This window comes from Collinsella aerofaciens (genome assembly GCF_964243765.1).
Classification (GTDB): domain Bacteria; phylum Actinomycetota; class Coriobacteriia; order Coriobacteriales; family Coriobacteriaceae; genus Collinsella; species Collinsella aerofaciens_BU.
In genome coordinates this window covers 183,889-196,221 of the sequence record NZ_CAXTGI010000004.1, presented here as the reverse complement: position 1 = coordinate 196,221, position 12,333 = coordinate 183,889, and the positions used below count along the sequence as shown (strand labels likewise).

Below are 12,333 nucleotides of genomic sequence, written 5' to 3'. Positions count from 1 at the left end.
CATCGCGCCGAGAGTACTGCGGGGCCAGCCCGTGGGAGGCCAGGGCGCCGCTGACCGGTGGACGGCACCGAGCCGTCATCGAGATTGAAGAAGGGGGAGGCCTCGCGGCCTCCCCCTTTTTTGTATCTCGGGCAATTTGTCTCACATAGTAGCTGTGTTTTATAACCCTCGTTTGTCGCATCTTCTGTGAACGGGCTACAATAACTTAGTCTGTGCGATATGGAGGTGAACATGGCTGAAGCTGGTATCGGCGTTGATATCGTCGAGATTTCCCGCATGAAATCAATTCTTGAAAAGACGCCGTCGTTTGCTCGGCGTGTGTTTACCGAAGAAGAGCGTGCGTATTGTGATGCATCGTCGCGTCCCGCTGCTCACTATGCCAGCCGCTTTGCTTCGCGCGAGGCGGTACTTAAAGCTCTCGGCACGGGTTTTAGTCAAGGCGTGGGTCGCAAGGATGTTTCGGTAACGCGTGATAAACTCGGCAAACCGAAGGCTCTGCTTTCTGGTCGTGCTCTCGAAATCGCCCAGGATTTGGGTGTTGTCGAGGTCGCTCTTTCTATTACCCTTACGGGTGACTTGGCTGTCGCTAATGCCATTGCAATCACCGAGGATGCTCGACCTAAGCCTAAGGAAGAAAAGGTGAGCAACAAGAAACGCGTTGCGCAGACATTTAAAGAGGCTCGCTCTGTTTTAGATGAGCTTGAGCAGCTGCAGAATTCAGCATTGACGGAGCACTTGGGCGATGCTTCGCAAGATACGCTAGGAGCATAGATGAAACCGGTTTTGAGTACCGAAGAAGTCGTTCGTCTCGAGGATATCATCGAACGCGAAGGGACTTCGAAGGCCGAGCTTATGGAGCTAGCGGGTGAGTTTGCCGCCAACGAGGTCTTGAAGCTCAATCCCGATCGGGTTCTCGTTCTGGTCGGTTTTGGTAATAATGGCGGCGACGGTTGGGTTGCCGCCGATATCCTGAGCCACAAGGGTGTGGACGTGGATATCGTTTCTCCGGTTGAGCCGGATGAGATTCCTGCTGCTTTGGCACGTCATGTTGCTCGTCGAACTGCCGGCCGCGATGTGCACGTTTGCGTCGGTCCCTCGCGTGACGAACTCGAGGTTTTGATCGATAAGGCGGATGTTGTTGTCGATGCCATTTTTGGTACCGGTTTCCACGGGAATCTGCGTGCGCCGTTCTCCATTTGGATTCCTACGGTCAATGAATGCGCCGATTGTGTCGTATCCATTGATGTCCCCTCGGGCCTGAATGCCGAGACGGGCGTTGTTGATGACGACTGCATTCGTGCCGAGCGCACGGTGACGATGATTGCGCCCAAGATTGGTCTGTATAGCGCTGATGGCCCTGAGTATGCTGGCGATTTGATCTGCGGCAATCTTTACGACCGTCTTGACGAAGTCATCGATGATGTTGACCACGCCGCCGAGATTGTCGAGCCCGGTGACTTAGTTGATTACTTTGCTCCGCTACCATCGAATATCGATAAGTATTCCCGTGGCTCCGTGCTTATTGTCGCCGGATCGGCGCAATATCCTGGTGCTGCCATTATGGCGGCCAAGTCTGCAGCTCGCGCGGGTGCTGGTTACGTGGCGGTCGCGGCTCCTGACGCCTGCGCCAATCTTATTCGCATGGCACTTCCTTCGATTCCCGTCTTTGCTATTCCGTCTGATTCCCGCGGCTCCTTTGGCGCCGCTGCGCGCATGACGGTGTGCGAGATCGCAAAGAAGTACAGCTGCGTACTGTGCGGTCCCGGTATGACGACGTCTGCTGGCGCTATGCAGGTGGTTTCGGGCTTGCTCGAGCTTGATGTACCGCTAATTTTGGACGCCGATGCACTCAACTGCCTTGCTAAGATTGCCATTGACGGTATTGATAGTAACCCCGAGATGTATCGTCGTGAGCAGCCGTTGGTTATGACGCCGCACTATCGTGAGCTTTCGCGTCTGGTTGCCGGTGACGAGGTGAACGACCTTGGTACCGCGATTGCAGCTGCGCAGAAGGTTGTCTGGGCTGCAGGCTCCGACAATCTGGTGGTCATAGCCAAGGGGCCGACGACGGCTATCTGTGGCGTTGAGCGCGTGCTGCTGCCACTCTCGGGTCCGGCTTCTCTGGCAACTGCCGGTTCTGGTGATGTTCTCGCGGGTATTTTGGCCGGCACGCTTGCCACCATGCGCGACGAGATGGATCGTTGGGAGCTGCTGTATTCGTACGCCGTCGCACTTCACAGCTACGCCGGTTTTGCCGCGGCGACGGAGTATGGTGAGAAGAGCGTTATCGCGACCGATCTTATCGACTTGATCGGTCCTGCCATGGAGCTGGCGGCAAAGGATGCGCTCGAAGATCTGGGAATCATGGACGAAGGGTCGGATGACTAATCATGAATAAAGCCGATTTGACGCGCTGGTCCTGGGTCGAGATCGACCGCGGGGCGCTCCGTCGCAACACGAGGGCCTATAAGAACTTGCTGAATCCACGTCAGCGCCTGTGCTGCGTGGTCAAGGCCGATGCTTATGGTCATGGAGCTGTTGAGTGCGCCAAGATCATGTATTCGGCCGGTGCCGACATGTTTGCCGTGGCGACGGTTAACGAGGGCGTTGAGCTCCGACAGGGCGGGATTACGAAACCCGTCCTCATCCTAAGCGAGCCGCCTATCGAGGCTATTCCGACGTTGCTCGAGTTTGATATCATGCCCTCGGTCTATACGTCTGACTTTGCTCTTGCGTATGGCGAATGTGCCGTCGCGGCGGGCAAGGTGGGCAAGTATCATCTCGCCATCGAGACGGGCATGAACCGCATTGGCGTACATTACACGCAGGTGCTCGACTTTGTCCGCGGTATTAATTTCCATCGCGGTATTCAGTGCGACGGCGTATTTACGCACTTCGCCACGGCCGATGAACCTTCGGGCTGGGACTACAAACTGCAGTGTCAGCGCTTTACCGAGGCCGTTCAGGCCATTAAGGATGCGGGCTTTGAGTGCGGTATCGTGCACTGCGCCAACACGCCGTCCTCGATGCTCGACCCCTCGATGCATTTTGATATGATTCGCGCCGGCGTCGGCTTGTATGGCATGCAGCCATGTGAGCTGAGTGGTCGCGTGATGCAGCTTGATCCCGTCATGAGCGTCCACGCGCGTGTGACGCGCGTGGCGCATCCTGCGATGGGCGAGGGCGTGGGCTACGGCTTTACCTACCGCGTACCGCGCACGCGCGTTCAGATCTGCACCCTTCCGATCGGTTATGCCGATGGCCTTTCGCGTACGCTTTCCAATCGTATGGACGTGCTGTATCGCGGCGAGCGTGTGCGTCAGGTGGGCAATATCTGCATGGACCAGTTTATGGTCGCCATTCAGTCCAACCCGGCGCATGAGATTCCCGAGGCCGAGTATGGTGACGAGATGATCATTGTCGGCCGCGATGGAGATGCCGAGATTACCATGGACGAGATGGCGCGCCTACGCGGCACGATTAACTACGAGGTCGCTTGCGGCTTTGGTATGCGTCTCGACAAGGTCTACGTGTAGGAGTCGCTATGGGCGTCATGCACATTCCCGGCCATAGCCATCAGGCGCCGCGTGAGGTCGCACTCGAGGAGATCGAGGCCGTTCTGGGCGATTGTCACCTTTGCCAGCTTTACCAGTCGCGTCACAACATCGTGTTTGGCGTGGGAAACCCCCGCGCTCGCGTGATGTTTATTGGCGAGGCGCCGGGCCGTAATGAGGATTTGCAGGGCGAGCCCTTTGTGGGGGCGGCAGGCGAGGACCTCAACGGCATTTTGCCGCTGGCGGGGCTCAAACGCGAAGACGTCTACATTGCCAACGTGCTTAAGTGCCGCCCGCCGGGAAACCGCAATCCGCGCCCCGAGGAAGTGCTGGCTTGCTCACCGTTTTTGCGCGAGCAGATTCGAAGCATCTGGCCCGATATCATCGTGACGCTCGGCAACCCCGCAACGCACTTTGTGCTCAAGACCGAGATCGGCATTACCAAGCTGCGCGGCAGGTTCCATCAGATGGGGCACTTTGTGGTGATGCCCACTTTCCATCCGGCAGCAGCGCTACGCAATCCAGCGTGGCAGGAGCTGCTGGAGGAAGACTTTAAGATGCTGGGCGACTATCTGGGGCGACATCCCGCACCAGAGGACGCCTCGGAATAATAAGGAGCATATATGTCCCTGGAGCGCCTGGGGGTAGGTACTTACAAAACGACTTGCGCTGCCGATACGGAGTACTTTGGCGAGCTAATTGCACCGTGCCTTGAGGACGGAGATGTGCTCATCCTGACCGGTGGCCTGGGAGTGGGCAAAACTCACTTTACCAAGGGCGTCTCGCGCGGGCTGGGCGATGGGCATATGGTTACGAGTCCTACGTTTGCGCTCATGGCCGTTCACGATCAAGGTCGTATTCCACTGTTTCACTTTGATCTATACCGCCTGGAGCATGCCTACGAGCTCGAGGATACGGGCATTTTCGATGTGCTGGGCTATGAGGGTGCTTGCCTGCTGGAATGGGGCGAACAATTCCAGGACGAGCTGACGGATGAGTATCTTTCGGTGACGCTCAGGCGTGATGAGGGCGACAGCGATGTGCGAACGATAACGCTTGAGGCGCACGGTGACCGCGCAATGGAGCTTTCCCATTTGATTGATAAGGCTGTACAAGATGAGCTTGCATAACGACAACGCGCTGGTGGTGGCGCTCGATACCTCGACCGACATGCTTGCCTGCGCGGCAAGCTGGATTGATGGGCAGACGGGCGAGACGAAGCTCGTGAGTGGCGACCACATGTGTCGCCGTCACGCCAACGTTGAGCTCGTGAATACCGTTGATGGCGTGCTGGCTCAAGCCGGTCTGGATCGCAGCGATGTTGGTTGCTACGTGGTCGGCCGCGGCCCGGGGTCGTTTACGGGTGTGCGCATCGGCATCTCCACTGCCAAGGGCCTCGCGCGTGGTGCCAATGTTCCGCTGCTGGGCGTGTCGACGCTCGACGCTTGCGCTTGGACGGCGTGGAAGGCTGGTGTGCGCGGCAGGCTTGGTATCTTGGCCGATGCTATGCGCGGTGAGGTATATCCGGCGCTGTATATGCTGGTCGATGAGGGTCCCGAGCGTCAATTTGAGCGCGAGCACGTGGTCAAGGCCGCGGTGGCGCTCGATGAGTGGCGCCAAGCAGCGGACTGGGACCAGGTTCAGCTGACCGGTGACGGTCTCGTGCGCTATGGCAAGCTGCTGGGTGAGGACGAGGCCGCCCGCTGCGTGGAGCGCGACCTGTGGTGGCCTTCGGGCGAGGGCTTGCTGCTCGCGCACGCTGCGGGTGACGGCGATCCGGCCCGCGTCCTGCCGATTTACACGCGCCTTTCGGATGCCGAGGAAAACGAGCGCAAGCGTCTTGGTCTTGCCGAGAGTGCGCAGAGCGAAATTACGGGTGTTGCCGATGAGCTCGCCGGTCGTCATCTGCAGTTCCGTCCCATGGGCGCGGCGGATGCCGAGGGCGCGAGCGCGCTGGAGGCTGCCTGCTTTGAAGGTGCCGGACACGAGGCATGGACGCCGGGCATGTTCCTGTCCGAACTGGGCGAGGATGTCGCTGCGCCGCGTAGTTGGTGGGTGGCACACGACGACGGCAAGCTGCTGGGCCTTGCCGGCGGTATGGTCGTGGACGGTGATGTGCAGATTCTGGATGTCGCCGTCGACCCGGCACATCGCCGTGAGGGCATTGCCCGCAAGCTGCTGTCGCACGTGAGCTATGATGCCCAGATGCTCGGCTGCACTACGGCTTCGCTCGAGGTCGAGGACGGTAACGAGGGAGCGACCGCGCTTTATAACGCTCTGGGCTTTACCGAGGCTGGCCGTCGCCGCGGCTATTATGGTGCCGGCAAGGACGCCATCGTCATGACGGCTCCGCTGCCCCTGGTGCTTCCGGTCGACAATGCTTCGCCCGAGCCGACGGCGGCAGAGCAGCGCGTATGGCCGCTGCCTGCGCCTGGGCGCTCCGAGGGGGAGCGTGCCGAAATTGAGCGCCGCCGCCTAGTGCTCGCTATCGAGAGCTCCTGCGACGAGACGGCCGTGGCGATTATCGATGCGGATGGCAATATGCTGGCCAACCAGGTGTCGACACAGATTGATTTTCACGCCCGCTTTGGCGGCGTGGTGCCCGAGATCGCCTCGCGCAAACACGTTGAGGTGATTGTGAGTGTCGTGGATGCGGCGCTCGAGGATGCCGCGGCATCGCTTGGTCTTGAGGGCGGAGCCATCGCGCCGAGCGAACTCGCCGCTGTTGGCGTGACACAGGGTCCGGGCCTGGTGGGTGCTCTGGTAGTGGGCGTCGCCTTCGCCAAGGGCTTTGCCTATGCCGCCGGCAAGCCGCTCGTGTGCGTCAACCATCTGGAGGGCCATCTGTTCGCCAACCTGCTGGCGCAGCCCGATCTCAGGCCGCCGTTTATCTTCACGCTCGTCTCGGGCGGTCATACCATGCTCGTGCACGTGAAAGCATGGGGCGACTACGAGGTACTTGGTGAGACACTCGACGATGCTGTGGGCGAGGCCTTCGACAAGGTAGCCAAGGCGTTGGGTCTGGGCTATCCCGGTGGCCCCATCATCTCCAAGCTGGCCGAGACGGGCAACCCCCGCGCGATCGATTTTCCTCGCGCGCTTAACAGCAGGGGAGACTATCGTTTCTCGCTTTCGGGTCTTAAAACGGCCGTGACGCTCTACATTGAACAGGAGACCAAGGCCGGGCGCACGATTCACCTGCCCGACCTAGCGGCCTCGTTTGAGGCGGCGGTCTTTGACGTGCAGTACAAAAAGGCCAAAAACGCCCTGCACGCCACCGGGTGCAAGGAGTATTGCATCGGCGGTGGTGTCTCGGCTAATCCGCATCTGCGCGAGATGATGATCAAGAAGCTTGGGCGTCAGGGGATCCGCGTAACGGTGCCACCGCTTTCGGCGTGCACCGATAACGCAGCCATGATCGCAGAGGTTGCCCGACGTAAATTCGACCGAGGAGAAATCTCGCCGTTCGACGCCGACGCCGATCCAAACATGACGCTGTAGCTGGTGCGGCGCGGTTCCCGGACGGAGGGGCCGGATATAAGGTTTCCTGCTCTACAGTCCTGCGCAAGACGAAGGCCACATTAAGTGGCCTTCTTTGCGTGCGGAACTCGCGATAAACCTTATATCCGGCCCCTCCGTCCGGGGACCTTTCTGTATCGATATAGCTTCTGAGCTGGTTTGGCGTCGACAACGTCCGGCAAGGTTAGCCAGCTGCGTCGAATTTCCGGCGTGCTTTAGCTGAAAGAAAAAGATGGTGTGCGGAGCTTTGCTCCGCATTTGGGATGGGAGCTCCCGCGGCTCCCGAGGGGCATCTCTCATGCAAAAACTTTTGTCGGGTAAAGTCCGAGGTCAGTGGCATTTTATAACGAGAAATTCAAAAAAGTTGAAAATCCATTACAAATTTGCGTTGACTTTAGGTAACTAAAGTTTCATACTGCGTTTCATCCACTGGGGGATGTGAACCGCACGGATCGTTCGCATCATGATTGAAGAGGATTTCTTAGACATGTTCACGCATCAGCTAAACATTATCAGCGTAGTAATTATCTGATGCGGGTTAGCACATACAGCTAGCCCGTACGATAACGGGCGGCTGATGAAGATGAGGGCCGTCGAGCGCAACCGACGGCCCTCATTTTTTATGTCTGGGAAGTTCTTTTTAGAGGAGGAAATGTAATGAACGGAGTTTTGCTCATGGTTGTGGCCGCGGCGGTGCTCGCCTGCGGCTATCTGGGCTACGGCCGCTGGCTGGCCAACAAGTGGGGCGTTGACAAAAAGGCCCTCACGCCGGCCAAGCGCATGAAGGACGGCAAGAGCTTCTCGCCTGTTTCCGCCTTCACTGCGTTCTCGCATCAGTTCAGCTCGATCTGCGGTGCTGGCCCTGTTACGGGTACGATCGTCGCCATGGCCTTTGGCTGGCTGCCCGTCGTGCTCTGGGTCCTCGTCGGCGGTATCTTCTTCGGCGCCGTCCACGACTTCGGCGCCCTGTACGCTTCGATGAAGAACAACGGCAAGTCGCTGGCTCAGCTCATCGAGAAGTACATCGGCAAGACCGGCCGTCGCCTGTTCCTGCTGTTCTGCTGGCTGTTCTGCATCATCGTCATCGCCGCTTTCACCGACATGGTCTGCAAGACGTTCATGTTCACCTCGGTCGTTGACGCTTCTGGCGCTGCTACCGGTGCCATCGACTTCACCAAGTCCTATGCCGCCGGCTGCGCTGGCACCATCTCCATCCTGTTCACCTTCGTCGCTATCGCCTTTGGTTGGGCACAGAAGAAGTTCAACCTCACCGGTGCTGCCGAGTTCGTCACCGGCGTGGTGCTCATGGTCCTCATGTTCGCCGTCGGCATGCAGTTCCCGGTCTATCTGGACAAGTTCCAGTGGTTTGCCGTCGTCATGGTCTACCTGGTCTTTGCCGGCGCCATGCCCATCCAGATGCTCAAGACCCCTCGCGACTACCTCACTTCCATCATGATGATCGTCATGATCGTCTGCGCCGTCCTCGGCATCGTCGTCCTGGGCGTTAACGGCCAGGCCACCATCACCGCTCCGGTCTTTACCGGCTTTAGCAATGCCTCGGGTATGATGTTCCCGGTCCTGTTTGTCTCCGTTGCCTGCGGTGCTCTCTCCGGTTTCCACAGCCTCGTTTCTTCCGGTACCTCCTCCAAGCAGGTCGAGAAGGAGCAGGACGCCGTCAAGGTCGGTTATGGCGCCATGATCGTCGAGTCCTTCGTCGGCATCCTTGCCATCATCGTCGCCGGCATCATGTTCTCCGACATGAACACCGCCGGTACTGGTGCCCTCAATGCCGGTGTCGCTTCCACCCCGTTCCAGATCTTCGCCGCTGGCATCTCCCGCGGTATGCAGGCCTTCGGTGTTAACGGCACGCTTGCAACCGTCTTCATGACCATGAACGTCTCCGCTCTGGCCCTGACCTCGCTCGATGCCGTCGCCCGCATCGCCCGCACCTCGTTCTCCGAGTTCTTTGCCCAGACCAACGACGCCCTGGCCATCGAGTCCAAGGCCGGCTACATGAAGGTCCTCGGCAACCCCTGGTTCGCCACGGTCGTTACCCTGCTTCCCGGCCTCGCCCTCGCCTTTGGTGGCTATGCCAACATCTGGCCGCTCTTTGGTGCTTCTAACCAGCTGCTCGGCGGTATGACCATGATCACCCTCGCCGTGTTCTGCAAGTGCACTGGCCGCAAGGGTTGGATGCTCTACGTGCCCGTCGCCTTCCTGCTCTGCTGCACCTTCACCTCGCTGGTCCAGAGCGCCATGGGCTGCATGACTGCCGTTCAGCAGTTTGGCTTCTTCGGCACCATCCCGGCTACCGCCACCACGGCTGCCGTCTCCGTCGCCGCTACCAAGGGCCTGCAGCTCGTCTTCGCCGTGCTGCTGATGGTCCTGGGCCTCATCGTTGCCGTCAACTGCCTCAAGGAGTTCTTCGGCAAGGAGGCCGGTTCCATGCCCGACGAGGAGCCCGAGTGGTCCGAGATGGGCAAGGCCGAGTACGGCCGCGCCGCTGCCGCCGAGGCTCCTGCCGACGCCGAGGCTGCCAAGGCCTAGTCAGCTTGATGGACTAACCGTCCCATCCATATGACTCGGAAAGACCGGGTCCGCAACAATGCGGACTCGGTCTTTTTTTCTTGCGAGAATGGGTGATGCAAGGGCGTCCTCGCAGATGTTTTGCGTGGATAGGCTTGCGCGTTGTACCATATAGACGTATATGTGTGCATATGAAAGGGGCCCCGTGGCCAAGACGGTATATTCCGATAACCAACAAAATGTCGATGCTCTGGCTGAGCGTCTGAGCGGACAAACGTCGCTTTCTGCCGAGCGGGCAAAGCTGGTTGCCTACGACCTGCTCTGCCGCAAGGCACTCAAGATTAAGTCGAGCGCGCTGGCACAGATTTTCCGCTCCGTCGATAAGGAATGTGACACCAAGGCGATGCGCGATGAGCTCATCGCGGCAAAGATTGTGACCAAGATCGAGGGCAGCGGCATTAATGGTCGCCCGGCGTTCTATACCATCAATGTCGAGATCCGCGATGCCCAGGAGCAGCCTGCCGAGTCCGTCGAAGATTTTGTCGTCGAGGATTCCGCTGACGTGCCTGCTGTGGAAGAAGCTGCTCCGCGTGAGCATGTCGATACCGATGAGTTGCTCGATGAGAACGTCGTGCGTGCCTTTACGGCCAAGGCAGGACGCGGTGGCTTTGGCGGGGGCGGCAAGCGCGATGCGCAGCGCCGCGCTCAGCAGGAGCGCTTCCGTCGCGCCGTTGCTCAAAAGGATGAGCTCGATACCGAGGCTGCTGAGATCGAGGTCGCTGCCGAATCGCAGAAGCCCGCGAAGGAGCAAAAGCCCGTGGAGGCCCAAGAGCCCAAGCGCCGTCGCGGTGCTCACTTTAAGGCTGCACAGCAGGATGTCGTGCATGAGGTCGAAGAGCCTTCCGAGGTCGCAGACGATGTTGAAGAGTCTGCCAAGAGGGCTCCGGGTTCGTGTCGTCCCGGCCGCGGTTTTGCGGGACGCGCATATCCCGTAAAGCGTCAGGAGAAGGGCGAGCCGGCTTCGACCGCTCAGGCCGAGAAGGCCGAACAAACCGAGAAAACCGTTGAGCCGGCGGCTCGCGAGCAGCAAGCTTCCGAGTCACAGCCTGCGGCTGACACCGAGGTCAAAGCTCAACAGACTGCTGATAAGCAGGCGGGGGAGAGCGCCTCAGGCAAGCCCCGCCGTCGTCGTCACCGCGGCGGTCGTGGCTCAAATGCCGAGGCCGTGGCCGAGAAGGCAGCGACACAAAACGGAGATGAGAAGGTCGAGACCCCGGTGGAGCAGCTCAAGCGCCAGCAGACGAAGGGGGATAAGCCCGAGCGTCCGCAAAAGAGCTCGTCCGCGCCCAAGCAGGAACGCAATACCCGGGCAGATTCCAAGCGTAAGCCCCGTGCACAGGCTGAGCCTGCCGCGGCTGATAACGCGGCCCAGCGGTCTGAGTCGACCGTCCACGGCGAGGTCTCGGCATTTGCCCTGGCCCGCGTACTGGGCAGGCAGCTGCTCAAGGTTGTCCCCACGCCTATGGCACTCTCCAAGATCAAGGAGCAGCAGACCCAGATTGTAAAGGTTGAAGGCAAGGACGGTAAAAAGACGCCGCAGCGCGCTCAGCACAACGAAATGTCCAATCGCAAAATCGCTGAGGAGATTGCGATTATCCAGGCATGGATTGAACAGAACCGCGGTGCCGATACGCCGGTTGCCTCGCGTCGCCAGCGCGCCTATCAGATCTTCAACGATGAGAAGGCCTTCGACGGCAAGCATGGTGAGCGTCTGATCAGGCGCATGACCGAAAAGGGCATCAGCATGCAGGCGATTAAGGTTGCTCCCAACCGTCCTGTGCACTTTACGGGCTTCTTTACGCTGGGCGCCGACAAGCCGTTCATTATGGTCGAGAACCTGGATACCTATGACGAGATCGTCAAGCTCCTGCGCGGACGCAAACATGCCAAGCTCTTTGGTACCAAGGTGGGCGGCGTAATCTTTGGCGGCGGCTGCAAGGCGAGCGTCTCGCATGCACTTGATGATTATCTGGCCGAGATCGGCTATCGCTTTAGCTATGTCTACTACGTGGGCGACATCGATCGAGAGGGCGCGCGTATTGTCGAGCAGGCTCGCAATGCCAACGTCGTTGAGATTCGCCTGCATGCCGGAATGTATCGCGCCATGCTTGCCGAGCATAAGCGTCGCGTGAAGGCGGGCGGCGAGTGCGAGCCCGCGGCGGCCAACCAGGGCGTGCCGCAGAATCTGGCGGCCACGATCAAAGACCTGCCCATGGTTACGCGCGTGCAGTTCCGCAACGTGCTGCGCGAGGGTGGGCGTATTCCGCAGGAGATTCTGATGACCGCCGACTATCGGGATGGCGACTCGGGAAGCTTCGACCGCATGCTGAATAATTAGGGACGTGTGGCCCCGACGGGCCGGGCATTAAGTTTGCTGCTCTACAGTCCTACGCAAGACGAAGGCCACATTAAGTGGCCTTCTTTGCGTGCGGAACTCGCGACAAACTTAATGCCCGGCCCGCCGGGGCCACACGGCACTTGGTTGTCGCAAGCGGCTCGCTTTTCGGAACTGGGCTGATATTTTCTAGATGTAAGGCGCTCTTGGTCCTAATGGGCTTGGGGTGCCTGTCTTTTGAAGGCAGATTTTCTCGTGCTGGACGAGAAGTTGTGTTGCCTTGCGGGTTCGAATCCCTCCGCTTGCCCACGAAAAAGCGCTCCAGGTTCATAAGAGCCT

Annotated in this window: 8 protein-coding genes; all 8 read left to right on the top strand. The window is 59.3% G+C overall.

Going from position 1 to position 12,333, the window contains the following annotated elements:
- Positions 1-231: 231 nt before the first annotated feature.
- The 8 genes from acpS (at position 232) to ACESSC_RS04630 (ending at position 11,997) form a co-directional block, all read left to right on the top strand.
- Positions 232-771 carry a holo-ACP synthase gene (gene acpS, locus ACESSC_RS04665; RefSeq protein WP_055252164.1) on the top strand — a complete coding sequence of 180 codons (540 nt, stop codon included), beginning with the start codon at positions 232-234 and terminating at the stop codon, positions 769-771.
- Positions 772-2,388 (top strand): NAD(P)H-hydrate dehydratase, encoded by a 1,617-nt coding sequence (locus ACESSC_RS04660; protein ID WP_082435564.1) that lies wholly within the window; start codon positions 772-774, stop codon positions 2,386-2,388.
- 2 nt (positions 2,389-2,390) lie between these two features.
- On the top strand, positions 2,391-3,536 hold the full coding sequence (alr, locus tag ACESSC_RS04655) for an alanine racemase (RefSeq protein WP_373161492.1): 1,146 nt from the start codon (positions 2,391-2,393) through the stop codon (positions 3,534-3,536).
- An 8-nt stretch (positions 3,537-3,544) separates the two neighbouring features.
- The gene (locus tag ACESSC_RS04650; protein WP_373161490.1) at positions 3,545-4,165 is read left to right on the top strand and encodes a uracil-DNA glycosylase; all 621 of its coding nucleotides are present in this window, start codon (positions 3,545-3,547) and stop codon (positions 4,163-4,165) included.
- A gap of 12 nt (positions 4,166-4,177) precedes the next feature.
- Positions 4,178-4,684, top strand: a complete 507-nt coding sequence (gene tsaE, locus ACESSC_RS04645; protein WP_089573670.1) for a tRNA (adenosine(37)-N6)-threonylcarbamoyltransferase complex ATPase subunit type 1 TsaE — start codon at positions 4,178-4,180, stop codon at positions 4,682-4,684.
- Positions 4,671-7,055, top strand: a complete 2,385-nt coding sequence (tsaD, locus tag ACESSC_RS04640; RefSeq protein ID WP_373161488.1) for a tRNA (adenosine(37)-N6)-threonylcarbamoyltransferase complex transferase subunit TsaD — start codon at positions 4,671-4,673, stop codon at positions 7,053-7,055. Before tsaE ends, tsaD begins: the two co-directional genes overlap by 14 nt.
- A 675-nt stretch (positions 7,056-7,730) precedes the next feature.
- The gene (locus ACESSC_RS04635; RefSeq protein WP_373161486.1) at positions 7,731-9,620 is read left to right on the top strand and encodes a carbon starvation CstA family protein; all 1,890 of its coding nucleotides are present in this window, start codon (positions 7,731-7,733) and stop codon (positions 9,618-9,620) included.
- A gap of 184 nt (positions 9,621-9,804) precedes the next feature.
- Positions 9,805-11,997 carry a hypothetical protein gene (locus ACESSC_RS04630; protein WP_373161483.1) on the top strand — a complete coding sequence of 731 codons (2,193 nt, stop codon included), beginning with the start codon at positions 9,805-9,807 and terminating at the stop codon, positions 11,995-11,997.
- The last annotated feature ends 336 nt before the right edge of the window (positions 11,998-12,333 follow it).